Below are 16573 nucleotides of genomic sequence, written 5' to 3'. Positions count from 1 at the left end.
CTGCGACAAGGCCTCCGGGTATAATTTCGAACCTTGCGCGTCGTCGTTTGCGCGACCGCAATAATCCCGTCGAATCAACTACTTGCATTCGACCGCCTCCCCGCCGCACGCCGACCAAGCCGCAAAGTGGACAACCTCCTGCAGCAGTTCTCCCAATCCTCGCAACTCGGCGCCAACGCCGCCTACATCGAGGACCTGTACGAGCAGTACCTGGTCAATCCCGACAGCGTCGGGCCGAAATGGAAGAGCTATTTCGACGGTTTCAAGGGTCGTGAGGCGGGCGACGTACCGCATTCGGCGGTCATCGACGCCGTGGCCGCCGCCGGTCGTGCCGCGACGAAGGGCGCTGGCATCGCAGCCGTCCAGACGGGACCCGGCGACGAGCGCGAGCGTGGTGTCGGCAAGCTGATCACCGCCTACCGTTCGCGCGGACACCTGGCTGCGAAGCTCGACCCGCTCGGGATGCTGGCCGAATCCGAGGCGCCCGACCTGGCGCTGGGTTTTCACCGGCTGTCCGAAGGCGACCTGGACGGCGAGTTCAGCACCGGGGGGGTGGCCGGACGCGAGCGGATGAAGCTGCGCGACCTGCTCGCCCTGCTCAAGGCCACCTACACCGGCTCGATCGGCGCCGAGTTCATGCACATTTCCGACGCCGAACAGCGGCGCTGGATGTACGAGCGGCTCGAAGCCGCCGGCGGGGATTTCGGGCGTACGGATGAGGACAGGCGACGGATCCTCGAACGCCTGACCGCGGCCGAGGGCCTGGAGCGCTACCTGCACACCAAGTACGTCGGCCAGAAGCGCTTCTCGCTGGAAGGCGGCGACGCCCTGATCCCGCTGCTCGACAATCTGGTACGCCGCGCCGGCAGCGACGGCGTCAAGGACATCGTGATCGGCATGGCCCACCGCGGCCGCCTCAACGTGCTGATCAATACCCTGGGCAAGTCGCCGCGCAAGCTGTTCGACGAGTTCGAGGGCAAGTTCGAGCACAGCAACGACGATCGCGCGCATACCGGCGATGTGAAGTACCACATGGGCTTCTCCGCCGACGTCCAGACCCCGGGCGGCCCGGTCCATCTCGCGCTCGCCTTCAACCCCTCGCATCTGGAAATCGTCGACCCGGTCGTCGCGGGCAGCGTGCGCTCGCGCCAGCAGCGCCGCGGCGACAAGGCGCGCAGGCTGGTGCTGCCGGTGCTGCTGCACGGCGACGCCGCCTTCGCCGGCCAGGGCGTGGTGATGGAACTGTTCCAGATGTCGCAGGCGCGCGGCTTCGCGGTCGGCGGCACCGTGCACATCGTGATCAACAACCAGGTCGGCTTCACCACCAGCGACCGCCAGGACGCGCGCAGCACCCTGTACTGCACCGACGTGGCCAAGATGGTCGGCGCGCCGGTGCTGCACGTGAACGGCGATGACCCAGAGGCGGTGGTGTTCTGCGCCGAACTGGCCTTCGACTTCCGCCAGCGCTTCGGCAAGGACGTGGTGATCGACCTGGTCTGCTATCGCCGCCACGGCCATAACGAGGCCGACGAACCGGCCGCGACCCAGCCGCTGATGTACCAGACCATCCGCGCGCACAAGACCCCGCGCGAGCTCTACGCAGACCGGCTGGTCGCTGCGAATACGCTGAAGGACGGGGAAGCGCAGGCCGTGGTCGACGGCTACCGCGACAAGCTCGATGCGGGCGAAGTCACCACCGAAGTCGCCACGGTCAAGCCCGACGAGTTCACCATCGACTGGTCGAAGTACCTGTCGGGCAAGCTCTCCGATCCGGTCGATACCCGGGTCGCTCGCGGCAAGCTCGATGCCCTGGCCAATGCGATCAACACCATTCCGGCCGAAATTGTGCTGCATCCGCGCGTGGCCAAGATCTACGACGACCGGCGCAAGATGGCAGCCGGCGAGCTGCCGGGCGATTGGGGCTTCGCCGAGAACCTGGCCTACGCCACCCTGCTCGACGAAGGCGGCAAGCTGCGCCTGGTCGGCCAGGACAGCGGCCGTGGCACCTTCTTCCACCGCCATGCGGTCCTGCACGACCAGAAGACCGACCGGTATTACCTGCCGCTGCGCGAACTGGTGAAGAACCCAGAGGACGCGACCATCATCGATTCGCTGCTTAGCGAAGAGGCGGTGATGGCGTTCGAATACGGCTTCTCCACCGCTGATCCGTCCACGCTCGACATCTGGGAAGCGCAGTTCGGCGATTTCGCCAATGGCGCGCAGGTGGTGATCGACCAGTTCATCAGCTCGGGCGAAGCCAAGTGGAACCGCCTATGCGGCCTGGTGCTGCTGTTGCCGCACGGCTACGAAGGCCAGGGCCCCGAACACAGTTCCGCCCGGCTGGAGCGCTTCCTGCAGCTGTGCGCGCTGGAGAACATGCTGGTTTGCGTGCCGACCACACCGGCGCAGGCCTTCCACATGATCCGCCGGCAGATGCGCATGGCCACCCGCAAGCCGCTGGTGGTCATGACGCCCAAATCGCTGCTGCGCCACAAGCTGGCCGTGTCCTCGCTGGACGAGCTGGCCAACGGCAGCTTCCAGCTGCTGATTCCCGATGCCGGCGCCGACGCCAAGACGGTCAAGCGCGTGGTGCTGTGTTCCGGCAAGGTCTATTACGACCTGCTGGAAGAAGCGCAGAAGCGTCAGCTCAAGGACGTTGCGATCCTGCGCGTGGAACAGCTGTATCCGTTCCCGCGCAAGGAACTCGCTGCCGAACTCGGGCGCTACGCCAAAGCGACCGACGTGGTCTGGTGCCAGGAAGAGCCGCAGAACCAGGGCGCCTGGTACCAGATCCAGCACCATCTGCAGGCCTGTCTGCAGTCGAAGCAGGCGCTGCACTACAGCGGCCGTGCGCGTTCGCCGGCGCCGGCTGTCGGCCATTTCAGCGACCACGTCGCCGAACAGCAGCAACTGGTGGCCGACGCACTGGTCAACCCGCTCAACGGCAAGCAGTTCGTCGCCGAATAAGCCTTCGCCCAATTCCGCATCTCCCGAATCGATCTTCCAGGACGCCCCCATGGCCACCGAAATCAAAGTCCCCGTCCTCCCCGAGTCGGTTTCCGACGCCACCATCGCCGCCTGGCACAAGCAGGTCGGCGACGCGGTCAAGCGCGACGAAAACCTGGTGGACCTGGAAACCGACAAGGTCGTGCTGGAAGTGCCTTCGACGGTCGACGGCGTGCTCAAGGAAATCAAGTTCGAGGCCGGCGCCACCGTCACCAGCCAACAGGTCATCGCGGTGATCGAGGAAGGCGCGACCGCCGCTGCGGATGCGTCGAAGTCCGAGGCGCCCAAGGCCGATGCCGCCGCCAAGGCCGAACAGGGTCCCGCCGCGGGCGCGCAGGAAGTGCAGGCCAAGCCGACAGCCGCCAAGGCGGAGGCCGCCGCCCCTGCTTCGACCAGGCCCGCGCCGGCCGCCGCCAGCGATCTGCCGCCGGGCGCCAAGTTCACCGCGACCAAGGAGGGCGTCGACCCGGCCCAGGTCGCGGGCACTGGCCGCCGCGGCGCGGTGACCAAGGAAGACATCGTCAACTACGCCAGCGGCAAAACCGCCGGTGTCGGCGGTGGTGCCCGTCCTGAAGAACGCGTGCCGATGACCCGGATCCGCAAGCGCATCGCCGAGCGCCTGATGCAGTCGAAGAACTCGATCGCCATGCTGACCTCGTTCAACGAGGTCAACCTGGGCAAAGTCATGGCCATGCGCAAGGAGCTGGGCGAGCAGTTCGAAAAGGACAACGGCGTCAAGCTCGGCTTCATGAGCTTCTTCGCCAAAGCCGCCGCCAACGCCTTGCAGAAGTACCCGGTGGTCAACGCCTCGGTCGACGGCGAGGACATCATCTACCACGGCTACGCCGACATCAGCATCGCGGTCAGCACCGACAAGGGGCTGGTGACGCCGGTGCTGCGCAACGTTGAGCGCATGGGCTTCGCCGAGATCGAGAGGGCGATCGGCGCCTACGCCAAGGCCGCGCGCGAGGGCGGGCTCAAGCTCGAGGACCTGCAGGGCGGCACCTTCACCATCACCAACGGCGGCACCTTCGGCTCGCTGATGTCGACCCCGATCGTGAATCCGCCGCAGAGCGCGATCCTGGGCATGCACGCGATCAAGGAACGCGCCATCGTCGAAGGCGGGGCAGTGGTCGCCGCGCCGATGATGTACATCGCTCTGTCGTACGACCATCGCATCATCGACGGCAAGGATGCGGTGCTGTTCCTGGTGGACATCAAGAACCAGCTCGAGAACCCGAGCCGGATGCTGCTGGGGATGTGAATCCCTGAGCCCTTCTCCCACCGGGAGAGGGGTTGGGGTGAGGGTACGGCGAAGCGACGCATCCTCAAGATCCCTGCTTCATTCGTCGGCTCGAGATCGTCGCTTCGCCGAACCCTCATCCGGCGCTACGCGCCACCTTCTCCCGGAGGGAGAAGGAAACAGCAGGAAACCGTGCAATGAGCGAGCAACAGCAATTCGACGTCATCGTCATCGGCGCCGGCCCGGCCGGCTACCACGCCGCGATCCGCGCCGCGCAGCTGGGCATGAAGACCGCCTGCATCGACGCCGCGCTGGGTAAGGACGGCAAGCCGGCGCTCGGCGGCACCTGCCTGCGCGTCGGCTGCATCCCGTCCAAAGCGCTGCTCGATTCCTCGCGCCAGTTCTGGAACCTCGGCCACATCTTCGGCGAGCACGGCATTACGACCAAGGACGCGAAGATCGACGTCGGCACCATGATCGGCCGCAAGGACAAGATCGTGAAGCAGTTCACCGGCGGCATCGCGATGCTGTTCAAGGCGAACAAGGTGACGGCGTTCTACGGTTATGGCGTGCTGCAACCGGGCAACATCGTCAAAGTGAAGCAACACGACGGCAGCGAGGTCGAGCTCAAGGGCACGAATGTCGTGCTGGCCGCCGGTTCGGACTCGATCGAACTGCCTTTTGCAGAGTTTGGCGAGCACATCGTCGACAATGTCGGTGCGCTCGATTTCACCGAGGTGCCCAAGCGCCTGGGCGTGATCGGCGCGGGGGTGATCGGACTGGAGCTGGGCAGCGTCTGGAACCGCCTCGGATCGCAGGTCACCGTGCTTGAAGCCCTGCCCGACTTCCTGGCCACCGCCGACAAGGAAGCGGCGAAGACCGCGGCCCGGGAATTCAAGAAGCAAGGCCTGGACATCCGGCTCGGCGCCAAGGTCAGCAAGGCCGAGGTCGTGCCTGTCAAGGGCGCGAAGAAGGGCAAGGCCGAGGAAGTGCACGTCACCTATAGCGATGGCTCCGGCGAGCAGACCATCGTGGTCGACAAGCTGCTGGTCGCGGTCGGCCGTCGCGCCGCGTCAAAGGGCCTGCTCGCCGACGGCGTCGGCGTGAAGCTCGACCAGCGCGGCGTGATCGAAGTCGACGAGCACTGCCACACCGGCGTCGATGGCGTCTGGGCGGTGGGCGACTGCGTGCGCGGCCCGATGCTGGCGCACAAGGGCTTCGAGGAAGGGATCATGGTCGCCGAGCTGATCGCCGGCCTGCCCGGCCATGTCAATTACGACACCATCCCCTGGGTGATCTACACCGAGCCGGAGATCGCCTGGGTCGGCAAGACCGAGGAGCAGCTCAAGGCCGACGGCATCCCGTACAAGGCCGGCAGCTTCCCGTTCGCCGCGGTCGGCCGTGCCGTGGCGATGGCCGAGCCGGCCGGCTTCGTGAAGGTCCTGGCGCACGCGGAAACTGACCGCGTCCTCGGCATGCACCTGGTCGGCGCCAACGTTTCCGAGCTGGTGCACGAAGGTGTACTGACGATGGAGTTCAGCGGCGCGGCCGACGATCTGGCCCGCATCGTGCATGCGCACCCGAGCCTGTCCGAGGCCGTGCACGATGCCGCGATGGCGGTGGACAAGCGCGCGATCCACAAGGCGAACTGAGGTTCGCCTTGCCCCCATGATTCGTTGTGCGAATCATGGGCCCCGAAGCGTGCATTCCATACCCGCCCTTTCGTGCATTCGGCGCGAACCGCCCCTGGCTCAGGGGCTAGGCCAGGCACCGAACGAACGATCCGCGTCGTCGTAGAGCGCATTTATTTTTCGCCCGGGGAGTTCACAGATGGACAGCTCAAATCCCATCCGTAACGTCTCCGACACGGCGCTGTGGGTCGCGATCTATCGCGCGATGGAGAGCGAACGCGCCGACGCGATCTTCCACGACCCGTACGCCCGACGTCTGGGCGGCGAACGCGGCCAGGCCATCGTCGATGCGATGCCCAGGGGCGCGGCCATGAGCTGGCCGATGGTGGTGCGCACCGCCGTGATGGACGAGATCGTCACACGCTGCATCGGCCAGGGCGCGGCGACGGTGTTGAACCTGGCGGCAGGCCTGGATGCCCGCCCCTATCGCCTGGAACTGCCGGAAAGCCTGCGTTGGCTGCACGTCGACCTGCCGGACATGGTCGACTACTTCCGGACACAGATGGCGGGTGAGCAACCGCGCTGCGAATTGGAGTTCATCGCCGCCGACATGCGCGATGCCCAGGCCCGCCGTGAAGTCTTCGCGCACGCCGCCAGCCGGGGTCCTGTCCTGGTGCTCACCGAAGGTCTGCTGATCTACCTAGAAGCTAAGGATGTCGCAGCGCTCGCCCGCGATCTGCACCAGATCGCCCGGGCCCGCTGGTGGCTGTCCGACCTCGCCTCGCCGATGCTGCTCAAGTTCCTGGAACGCTCCTGGTCGCCGAAGCTGCGCGAAGGCCGCGCGCCCTTCCGCTTCGGCCCGGCCGAGGGTACTGCCTTCTTCGCACCGTATGGCTGGCGGGAAGCGGAATTCCGCTCCAGCTGGGACGAGGCGCTGCGCCTCGACCGGACAATGCCGCGAATCTGGCTGTGGAAACTCCTCGACCGCCTGCAACCCAAAGCCAGGCGCGCGGCGATGCGCCGCATGTCCGGCATCGTGCTTCTGGAAGCCACGTGATGCCCCTACGCTCGATCTGTGTCTACTGCGGCTCCAACACCGGGGCAAGGCCGGCCTACGCCGAACGTGCGATGGCCCTGGGCGACCGGATCGCAAAGCAGGGCCTGAGCCTGGTCTACGGCGGCGGCAACGTCGGCCTGATGGGCGTAGTGGCCGATGCGGTACTGCAGGCCGGCGGCGAAGTCATCGGCGTGATCCCGAAGCAGCTGGTCGACTGGGAAGTCGCGCATCGCGGCGTCACCCGGCTGGAGGTCGTCGGCTCGATGCACGAACGCAAGGCGCGCATGTTCGACCTGTCGGATGCCTTCGTCGCACTGCCCGGCGGCTTCGGTACGCTGGACGAGATGTTCGAGATGCTGACCTGGCGCCAGCTCGGCCTGGGCGACAAGCCCTGCGCCTTCCTCGATGTCGACGGCTACTACGAGCCGCTGATCGCGATGCTGGACCACATGGTCGCCGAACGCTTCCTGCATGCCGAGCAGCGGCGCGACCTGTGGCACGGCGAGGACATCGATGCGTTGTTCGCCTGGATGCGCGCCTACACGCCCGCGCAAGCGGACAAATGGCTCGACGAGAAGCGGCGCAGGGAATTGCGCTGAGCCTGCTCGCAACCCGGACACGCCCATGACCATACCCACCACCTTCAACGCCTTCCGCATCCATAACGACGCTGACGGCTACCGCAGCGGCATCGAGCGGGTTTCGTTGGACGATCTCAATCCCGGCGAAGTCGTCATCAAGGCCGTGTATTCCGCGGTCAATTTCAAGGACGCGCTGGCCGGCACCGGCCAGGGGAAGATCCTGCGCTGGTTCCCGCTGGTCGGCGGCATCGACGTGGCCGGGCATGTGGTGGCATCGACCGACGCGAGCTTTCGCGAAGGAGATCCGGTGCTGGTGACCGGGTCGGGCCTGAGCGAGACCCGCGACGGTGGCTACGCGCAATACGCCAGGCTCGAGTCCAAGTGGGTCATTCCCCTGCCCGCGGGCCTGGACCTGCGCGAAAGCATGATTCTGGGCACGGCCGGTTTCACTGCCGCACTGGCCCTGTTCCGCATGTGCGAGAACCGGCAGACGCCGGCGATGGGGCCGCTGGCGGTGACGGGCGCAAGCGGCGGGGTCGGATCGCTGGCCGTGGACATCTTCAGCAGCGCCGGCTACCAAGTGCACGCGATCAGCGGCAAGGCCGCGCAGACGGCCTACCTCAGGGCCATCGGCGCAAGCGAGGTGCTCGGCCGCGACGCGCTGCAGCCTGCGCGGCCGATGGAGAGCGTTCGCTTCGGCGGCGGGCTGGACAACGTGGGCGGGCCGATGCTCGCAAGCCTGTTGGCACAGACCGCGCCCTACGGCAACGTCGCCAGCGCCGGGCTCGCAGCGTCGCACGACCTGGCTACGACGGTCATGCCTTTCATCATCCGCGGCGTGTCGCTGCTGGGCGTGGCCTCGGCCGGCACCGCGCGGGATATCCGCGGCGAAATCTGGCAGCGCCTGGCCACGGACTGGAAACCGCGCCACCTGGACCGAATCTGCACCCGCGAGGCGACGCTGGAGCAGCTGCCGGAGGTTTTCGCCAACATGCTCGCGGGCGGATCGCTGGGGCGCACGATCGTCCGGCTGTGACCGGCGCGCTTGCGGCGACCACCGCGCCCGCTAGAATCGACCCGGAACCCGGGGAAAGCTCATGGCACGCATCCTGATCGTCGACGATTCGCCGTCGCAGCTGATGGGCATCCGCCGCATCGTCGAAAAACTTGGGCACGAGGCGATCACCGCCGAAGACGGCGCCGAAGGCGTGGACAAGGCGCGCAGCGAACAGCCCGATCTGGTGCTGATGGACGTGGTGATGCCCAACCTCAACGGATTCCAGGCCACGCGCGCCATCACCCGCGACGCCGCCACCCGGCACATCCCGGTCATCATGGTCACCACCAAGGACCAGGAAACCGATCGCGTCTGGGGCATGCGTCAGGGGGCCAGGGCCTATCTGAGCAAGCCTTTCAGCGAGAGCGAACTGGCCGAGATGATCGCCAAGGTGCTGGATCCGGCACCCACGCCAGCGGCGTGACGGAGCAAGGTCAGGCGCGCCGCCAGTCGTCGCCGAAGGCCTGCTGCAGGGTGCGATAGGCCTGGCGCTCGGATTCGCTGTTGGCCTTCGGCGCCAGCACCTCCAACTCGACGATCTGGTCGCCCGCCGCGGCCGAAGCGCTACCGGGAAGGCCGCGACCGCGCAGGCGCAGCTTGCGTCCGGCTTCCGAATCGGCCGGAATTTTCAGCTCCACCGGACCGCCGAGCGTGGGCACGCTGACGGTTGCGCCCAGTGCCGCCTCCCACGGGGCGACCGGCAGCATGTGGATGATGTTGCGCCCGTCGACCTCGAACTGCGGATGCGCTGCGTACTCGATCTCCAGCAACAGGTCGCCACGCGCCCCGGGATGCCCGTCGGCGCGGCCCGAGCCGCCCTGGCCGGCCAGGCGGATGACCTGCCCAGGCCGGATGCCTTTCGGAATGCGCACATCCAGCGACTTGCCGTTGATGCCGATGCGCACGCTGCTGCCGTGGTAGACCGCATCCAGCGGCACCGACAGCTTGGCGCGCGTATCCCCGCGCGGCTGCGGGCCGCGGCCGGGAGCCGATGGACCGGCCCCGCCGCGACGCCGACCGAACAGTTCCTCGAAGAAGTCGCTGAACCCGCCGCCCGCGCCGCCGCCGGCAAAGATTTCCTCGAAATCGAAGCCGTCGGCCTGGCCCTGGAAACCGCCCTGCGGCGGATGCACCTCGTCGCCGGGCCGGTAGCCGCGCGAGCGCAGCTGGTCGTAGGCGGCGCGCTTCTCGGGATCGCGCAGCGCCTCGTAGGCCTCGTTGACCGCCTTGAAGCGTTCCTCGGCACCGGCCTCCTTGCTGACGTCCGGGTGGTATTTGCGCGCCAGCCGGCGATAGGCGGTCTTGATCTCACCCTCGCCCGCACCCGGCTCGATCCCGAGGATCTGGTAGTAGTCCTTGAATTGCATGCGCTGTCCGGTTGCCGTTCACCCGATGCCCACGGAAGCGGTGAGCCTCCGTGGGCACGAGATTAACGCGTTGTCCGGTGGGACTGCTCCGGCCGCGGATCGATCAGTGGGAAGTCGTCCCCGACCCGCTGGCCGATTGTCCTGGCTGGTCCTCGAAGCGCCCTACCTGGATCCGGCGCGGGGCCGACTCCGGACGCTTCGGAATGGTGATCTCCAGCACGCCGTGCCGGCCGCTCGCCCGGATGCCTTCCGGATCTGCGCTGTCCGGCAGCGCGAAGCGGCGGTGGAAACTGCCGTAACGGCGCTCGACGCGCGAGAAGCGTTCGGTTTCGCTCGAAGTTTCGCTGCTGCGCTCGCCCTTGATCGTGAGCATGCCCTTGTCCATCGAGACCTCGATGTCCTGAGGATCGATGCCCGGCAGATCGGCATACAGGACGAAGCGGTCGTTCTCCTCGCGTACGTCGACGCTCGGCACCCACTGGCTGGTCACGACCGAACTGTCGTCGGCGCCGGTCTGGTCGAACGGACCGCCTTCGAACAGGCGATCGAACGCCTGCCGGATTTCGTTCTGGAGCGACGCCTGTCCCGGCCATTGGCGGTAACGGACAATGTTCATCGCATTCACCTCCATTCGGTTTGTGTTGAGAAAGGGTTCGACGGCTGCGCCGTCACGCCCCACATAGGTGCTCGCGGCCGGCTTTCAAGCGGCCGCGTGCACGTTTGCGTCAGCCCCGGGGGCGGAGGCCGCGGCCACCGGAATGCGCCGCGAAACGGTGGCCGGCTTCTTCGGGATCGCGACTTCCAGCACGCCGTTGTGGCTGCGGGCGACGATGCCCCCGGCGTCGGCGCCGTCGGGCAGCGCGAACTGCCTGTGGAAGCGGCCGTGGCGGCGTTCGGCGTGCGCATAGCGCCCCGCCCCATCGCTGCCGGTGCCGGCGCGTTCGCCCCGGATCGAGAGGATGCCCTCGTGCATCTGCACTTCGATCGCCTGCGGGTCTACACCGGGCAGGTCGGCGTAGATCACGAAGCGGCCCTCCTCCTCCTTGATGTCGACGCGCGGCGCCCATGCGATGGCGGCAGTACCCGCCTGGCCGGACTGGTCGGATTCGCCGGCATCGAAGAACCGGCCGAAGGCGTGCTGTTGGAAAGCCCTGTGGACGCTGGGCCGGTGGCGATGGCGCTGGGTGCTCATGTGGTGGTCCTGTTCGGGGGCGGCGCGATGCGGCCGCGATGCCGGCTAGATGGCCACTGCGATCACGGTTTCAACCCCTTGACGCGGCCTTACCCTCGTCCCCATAGACTCCCCCTCACCGCGTTTTTCCCTTTCCTCTCCAGGAGTGCGTAGATGACCATCCAGGCCGGCGACAGGCTGCCCGAAACCACCCTCAACAAGATCGGCGACGGCGTGGAAATCGTCGACACGCGCAGCCTGTTCGACGGCAAGAGGGTGGTGCTCTTCGCGGTGCCCGGCGCCTTCACTCCCACCTGTTCGGAACGCCACCTGCCCGGGTTCGTCGAACGCTTCGAGGACTTCCGCGCCAAAGGCGTCGACGTGGCCTGCGTGTCGGTCAACGATCCGTTCGTGATGCAGGCCTGGGGCCAGAGCCAGAACGTGCCGGAGGGATTGCTGATGCTGGCCGACGGCAACGGCGACTTCACCCGCGCGCTGGGGCTGGAGATGGACGCCAGCGCGTATGGCATGGGCACGCGCAGCAAGCGCTTCGCGCTGTATGCCGAAGACGGCGTGGTCAAGCAGTTGCACGTGGAGGCGCCGGGCGAATTCCGCGTCTCGTCGGCCGATTACGTGCTCGAACACCTGCCTTCCTGATCATAGCCACCGGAGCGCCAGCATGGCCAAGCAAGCCAACCGGAAAAGCAGCAACGCGATGATTCCGACCGGCACAACCGCTGCACTGACCGACGTGGCCACACTGCGCGCACGCGCACGCAAGAGCATCGACAAGGGCGCGATCACCGAGACCTATACCGCGGACCGCAAAGAGGTCATCCGCCTGCTCAACGACGCCCTGGCCACCGAATGGGTCTGCGTCCTGCGTTACCTGCGGCATTACCACATGGCCTCCGGCATGCTCGCCGACGCGGTGAAGGGCGAATTCCTGGAGCATGCGCAGCAGGAGCAGGAGCATGCGAGCAAGATCGCAGAGCGCATCGTGCAGCTGGGCGGAGAACCGGATCTGGATCCCGATACGCTGACCCGCCGTGCGCATGCCGAGTACAAGGTCGGCAAGGACCTGCGCGACATGGTCAAGGAAGATCTGATCGCCGAGCGGATCGCGATCGACAGCTATCGCGAAATGATCAACTACATCGGCAATCGCGATACCACCACCAAGCGCATCCTGGAAAGCATCCTGGCCCAGGAGGAGGAGCACGCCGACGAGTTCGCCGACCTGCTCAACGGGTGGATCGGCAAATAGCCGCAGCGACGTTGCAGGAGCGACGTCGGTCGCGAGCTTTTTCGATCGCCCGGCAGGCAAATAGAAGGCGGCCCTCGGCCGCCTTCTTCATAAGAACTCGCGACTGACGTCGCTCCTGCAGATGAATCAACCCAGCGGCGCGCTCTGCACTGCCTCGCTTTCGGCAACGGCGGGTTCGCCATCCTCGTCCAGCGACGCATCCACGCGCTCGATCGCCTGCAGGCTCTCGTCCGCACCGACCCGCATCAGGGTCACGCCCTGGGTATTGCGGCCGACCTGGGCGATCTCGGCGGCGCGCGTGCGCACGAGCGTGCCGCCGTCGGAGATCAGCAGGACTTCGTGGTGGTCGGACAGCTGGATCGCGCCGACCAGCTTGCCGTTGCGCGTCGTGGTCTGCAGCGCGATCACGCCCTGGGTGCCGCGACCCTTCTTGGGATAGTCGGCCACCGGGGTGCGCTTGCCGTAACCGCGCTCGCTGGCGGTGAGGATGTCGCCATCGCCATCCACCACGATCAGGCTCACCACTTCCTCGCCAGGCGCCAGGCGCATGCCGCGCACGCCGGTGGCGGTGCGGCCCATGGCGCGCACGCTGGCCTCGTCGAAGCGCACGGCCTTGCCGTTGCTGGCGAACAGCATGATATCGCGCTCGCCATTGGTCAGCTCGGCTCCGACCAGGGCATCGCCTTCGTCCAGATTGATCGCGATCTTGCCGCGCTGCAGTCGGAATGCGTATTCGGGCAGCGGGGTTTTCTTGACCGTGCCGTTGCGCGTGGCGAAGAACACGTACTGGCCCTCGGCGTACTCGCGCACCGGCAGCACGGCCTGGACCTTCTCGCCTTCCTCCAGCGGGATCCAGTTGATGATCGGGCGGCCGCGCGCATTCGGGCCCGCATCGGGCAGCTGGTGCACCGACAGCCAGAACACGCGTCCGGCACTGGTGAAGGTCAGCAGCGTGTCGTGGGTATTCACCAGCCACAGCTGATCAATGAAATCCTCTTCCTTGGTGGCCGCCGCATTGCGGCCGCGTCCGCCGCGGCGCTGTGCGCGATAAGCGCTGGCCGGCTGCCGCTTGGCGTAACCGGCATGGGAGAGCGTCACCACCACGTCTTCCGGAGCGATCAGGTCGAGGATGTCGAGATCCTCCTCACTGGCGCGGATTTCGCTGCGGCGAGCGTCGCCGAACTCTTCCTTCAGGTTCTCCAGCTCTTCCCGGATCACGCGCATCAGCACGTCCGGATGCTCGAGGATTTCGATCAGGCCACGGATGGTCTCCAGCAGCTGGCGATATTCCTCGGTGAGCTTGTCCTGCTCCAGGCCGGTGAGGCGGTGCAGGCGCATTTCCAGGATCTGCTGCGCCTGGATTTCTGTGAGCTGGTACCTGCCCTCGACCAGGCCCACGCCTGGCGGCAGGTCCTCGGGCCGCGAGGCGTCGCTGCCCGCGGACGCCAGCAGCGCGGCGACCAGGCCCGGATCCCAGGTCCGCGCCAGCATCTTCGTGCGCGCTTCTTCCGGATTGGCCGAGGTCTTGATCAGCTCGATCATCTCGTCGATGTTGGCGAGCGCGACGGTCAGGCCTTCCAGGATGTGGGCACGCGCCCGCGCCTTGCGCAGGTCGAAGATGGTGCGGCGGGTGACCACCTCGCGGCGGTGGCGGACGAAGGCCTCCAGCATCTGCTTCAGGTTCAGCAGCTGCGGGCGCCCGTCGACCAGCGCCACCATGTTGATGCCGAACACCGATTCCATCGGCGTCTGCGAATACAGGTTGTTGAGCACGACTTCGGCCGAATCGCCGCGCTTGATCTCGATGTAGATGCGCATGCCGTCCTTGTCGGACTCGTCGCGCAGCTCGCTGATCCCGTCGAGCTTCTTCTCCTTGACCAGCTCGGCGATCTTCTCGATCAGCCGCGCCTTGTTCACCTGGTACGGAATCTCGGTGACGATGATCGCTTCGCGACCGTTGTCCATCACTTCCACGTCCGCACGCGCGCGCATGCGCACGCGGCCGCGACCGGTGCGGTAGGCCAGGTGGATGCCGCCGACGCCGTTGATGATGCCGGCGGTGGGGAAATCCGGCCCCGGCACGTGTTCCATCAGGCCCTCGATGTCGATCTGCGGGTTGTCGATCAGCGCCATCGTCGCAGCGATGATCTCGGTCAAGTTGTGCGGCGGGATGTTGGTCGCCATGCCCACCGCAATGCCCGCCGAGCCGTTGACCAGCAGGTTCGGGAACCGGGTCGGCATGACCGTGGGTTCCTGCTCCTTCTCGTCGTAATTAGGCTGGAAGTCGACGGTTTCCTTGTCGATATCGGCCAGCAGCTCGTGGGTGAGCCGCGCCATGCGCGCCTCGGTATAGCGCATCGCCGCGGCGGCGTCGCCGTCGACGGAACCGAAGTTGCCCTGCCCGTCGACCAGCAGATAGCGCAGCGAGAACGGCTGCGCCATGCGCACCAGGGTGTCGTACACCGACTGGTCGCCATGCGGGTGGAACTTGCCGATCACGTCGCCGACGATGCGCGCCGACTTGTAATAGGGCTTGTTGCTGTGCGCGCCGAGCTCGTGCATGGCGAACAGCACGCGGCGATGCACCGGCTTGAGCCCGTCGCGCACGTCCGGTAACGCGCGCCCCACGATCACGCTCATGGCGTAGTCGAGGTAGCTGCGGCGCATCTCGTCTTCGAGATTGACCGGGATGATTTCCTTGGCGAGTTCAGCCATGCGGCGTGGGTTTCCTGGAGACGGCTTGAGGGAATTTCCCCGGCACGCGCGCCAGCCTCACGGGAGGGTTCGCGAGGACCGGAACAGACGGGGTTCAACGACCTGAAATTCTAGCATTTCGGAGCGTCGAAAGCACCCGCAATTTCCATATGGAAACAACAAGTTAGGTGGTTTCTCGGGGCGTTCGGAACGTCGCAACCTGGCGATCATCCCCACAGCCCGAAAACGCGTCCGTGGGAGCGGCCCTGGCCGCGAATGCCTTGGACCTTTCCGGGCGACCGACCGAAAGGCGTTCGCGGCCAAGGCCGCTCCCACAGGGATGCCGCGCGGCTGGAAGTTGCGCCAGCGCTAGCCGAACAGCGCCCGCATCCGCTCTTCGTCCGGTCGCTCCACGACGCCCTTCTCGGTGACGATCGCATCGATCAGATCGTGCGGGGTGACATCGAACACCGGATTCCAGGCGGCGATGCCCTCGGCCACGGTACGCGTGCCGCCGACGCCGTGCAGTTCGCCGGCTTCTCGCTCTTCGATCTCGATCAGGTCCCCGCTGGCGGTAGCCATGTCTACTGTCGAGGAAGGTGCGACGACCATGAACTTCACCCCGTGATGGCGCGCGGCGATCGCCAGCTGATAGGTCCCGATCTTGTTGGCGACATCGCCATTGGCACAGATCCGATCGGCGCCAACCACCACCCACTGCACTTTTCCTGCCTTCATCAGATGCGATGCCGCCGCGTCCGCGATCAGGGTGGCGTCGATGCCGTCCTGCTGCAGTTCCCACACGGTCAGGCGCGCACCCTGCAGCCATGGGCGGGTTTCGCCTGCGAATACGGCATCGATCCGACCCTGGGCCACGCCGGCGCGGATCACCCCCAGCGCGGTGCCGAAGCCGGCAGTAGCCAACGAGCCGGTGTTGCAATGGGTCAGCACACCGCTGCCCTGCGGGATCAGCGCCGCGCCGAGCGCACCCATGTGGCGATTGGCGGCCAGGTCCTCGGTTTCGATGGCGCGGGCTTCGGCTTCCAGCGCCTCGCGCCAATCCCCCGTCGCGCGCAGCAAGGCCGCGCGCATGCGCGCCAGCGCCCAGGCCAGATTGACCGCCGTGGGTCTGGCGGCGTTCAACCGCCGCAGTGCGGGTTCCAGCTGCACGGCCGCTTGGTCAGGCTCCGAAGCGTCGATCTCGCGTGCCGCGAGCACCACGCCCCACGCCGCGGCAATGCCGATCGCCGGTGCGCCGCGCACCGCCAACGCGTGAATGGCCGCGGCGACTTCGTCGCTGTTGCGACAGGTGAGGTATTCCGTTGCGAAGGGCAGCTTGCGCTGATCGAGCAGTTCCAGGGCGTCGCCGGTCCAGCGGATCGGACGGATGCGGTCGTAGCGTGCGTAGTCGATATCGCTCATCCGTACAGTTTAACGGCCACGCATGCGACGGGCCGGCACGTTGCCGCGCCGACCCGCTGATCCACGCTTATGAATTC

At 66.7% G+C, this 16573-nt stretch carries 14 protein-coding genes; 9 read left to right on the top strand and 5 right to left on the bottom strand.

What is annotated here, in order from left to right; all coding sequences use genetic code 11:
• Window positions 1–126 precede the first annotated feature (126 nt).
• The 7 genes from MC380_RS03210 to pilH all read left to right on the top strand — a co-directional run bounded on the left by MC380_RS03210 (window position 127) and on the right by pilH (window position 8999).
• Window positions 127–2967, top strand: coding sequence for a 2-oxoglutarate dehydrogenase E1 component (locus MC380_RS03210; protein ID WP_242163011.1), 2841 nt, complete (start codon window positions 127–129; stop codon window positions 2965–2967).
• 49 nt (window positions 2968–3016) lie between these two features.
• On the top strand, window positions 3017–4270 hold the full coding sequence (sucB, locus tag MC380_RS03205; protein WP_242163009.1) for a dihydrolipoyllysine-residue succinyltransferase: 1254 nt from the start codon (window positions 3017–3019) through the stop codon (window positions 4268–4270).
• A gap of 176 nt (window positions 4271–4446) precedes the next feature.
• Window positions 4447–5901: a dihydrolipoyl dehydrogenase gene (gene lpdA / locus MC380_RS03200; protein WP_242163007.1), complete on the top strand. Its 1455-nt coding sequence runs from the start codon at window positions 4447–4449 to the stop codon at window positions 5899–5901.
• A gap of 178 nt (window positions 5902–6079) precedes the next feature.
• Window positions 6080–6937 (top strand): SAM-dependent methyltransferase, encoded by an 858-nt coding sequence (locus MC380_RS03195; RefSeq protein WP_242104091.1) that lies wholly within the window; start codon window positions 6080–6082, stop codon window positions 6935–6937.
• On the top strand, window positions 6937–7536 hold the full coding sequence (locus tag MC380_RS03190) for a TIGR00730 family Rossman fold protein (RefSeq protein ID WP_242163005.1): 600 nt from the start codon (window positions 6937–6939) through the stop codon (window positions 7534–7536). Before MC380_RS03195 ends, MC380_RS03190 begins: the two co-directional genes overlap by 1 nt.
• Before the next feature lie 25 nt (window positions 7537–7561).
• Window positions 7562–8554 carry a YhdH/YhfP family quinone oxidoreductase gene (locus tag MC380_RS03185; protein WP_242163003.1) on the top strand — a complete coding sequence of 331 codons (993 nt, stop codon included), beginning with the start codon at window positions 7562–7564 and terminating at the stop codon, window positions 8552–8554.
• A 61-nt stretch (window positions 8555–8615) separates the two neighbouring features.
• Window positions 8616–8999 (top strand): twitching motility response regulator PilH, encoded by a 384-nt coding sequence (gene pilH, locus MC380_RS03180; RefSeq protein WP_242104094.1) that lies wholly within the window; start codon window positions 8616–8618, stop codon window positions 8997–8999.
• Window positions 9000–9009: 10 nt separating this feature from the next.
• On the opposite strand, the gene MC380_RS03175 is transcribed toward pilH, so the two are convergent.
• From MC380_RS03175 to MC380_RS03165, 3 genes are all read right to left on the bottom strand, one after another.
• Window positions 9010–9942 carry a DnaJ C-terminal domain-containing protein gene (locus MC380_RS03175; RefSeq protein ID WP_242163001.1) on the bottom strand — a complete coding sequence of 311 codons (933 nt, stop codon included), beginning with the start codon at window positions 9940–9942 and terminating at the stop codon, window positions 9010–9012.
• A 103-nt stretch (window positions 9943–10045) separates the two neighbouring features.
• Window positions 10046–10558 (bottom strand): Hsp20/alpha crystallin family protein, encoded by a 513-nt coding sequence (locus MC380_RS03170; RefSeq protein WP_242104096.1) that lies wholly within the window; start codon window positions 10556–10558, stop codon window positions 10046–10048.
• Window positions 10559–10642: 84 nt separating this feature from the next.
• Window positions 10643–11134 carry an Hsp20/alpha crystallin family protein gene (locus MC380_RS03165; protein WP_242163000.1) on the bottom strand — a complete coding sequence of 164 codons (492 nt, stop codon included), beginning with the start codon at window positions 11132–11134 and terminating at the stop codon, window positions 10643–10645.
• A gap of 153 nt (window positions 11135–11287) precedes the next feature.
• Here MC380_RS03165 and MC380_RS03160 point away from each other — a divergent pair, with 153 nt between their 5' ends.
• Window positions 11288–11770: a peroxiredoxin gene (locus MC380_RS03160; protein ID WP_242104098.1), complete on the top strand. Its 483-nt coding sequence runs from the start codon at window positions 11288–11290 to the stop codon at window positions 11768–11770.
• Window positions 11771–11828: 58 nt separating this feature from the next.
• Window positions 11829–12380: a ferritin-like domain-containing protein gene (locus MC380_RS03155; RefSeq protein ID WP_242163040.1), complete on the top strand. Its 552-nt coding sequence runs from the start codon at window positions 11829–11831 to the stop codon at window positions 12378–12380.
• A 126-nt stretch (window positions 12381–12506) separates the two neighbouring features.
• On the opposite strand, the gene gyrA is transcribed toward MC380_RS03155, so the two are convergent.
• Window positions 12507–15095: a DNA gyrase subunit A gene (gyrA, locus tag MC380_RS03150; RefSeq protein ID WP_242104099.1), complete on the bottom strand. Its 2589-nt coding sequence runs from the start codon at window positions 15093–15095 to the stop codon at window positions 12507–12509.
• A gap of 348 nt (window positions 15096–15443) precedes the next feature.
• The gene (mtnA, locus tag MC380_RS03145) at window positions 15444–16496 is read right to left on the bottom strand and encodes an S-methyl-5-thioribose-1-phosphate isomerase (protein WP_242162998.1); all 1053 of its coding nucleotides are present in this window, start codon (window positions 16494–16496) and stop codon (window positions 15444–15446) included.
• Window positions 16497–16573 lie beyond the last annotated feature (77 nt).

Origin of the sequence: Lysobacter sp. M15 (assembly GCF_022662515.1) — a bacterium.
GTDB lineage: Bacteria > Pseudomonadota > Gammaproteobacteria > Xanthomonadales > Xanthomonadaceae > JAKPBU01.
This window is presented reverse-complemented; position numbering and strand designations above follow the sequence as displayed.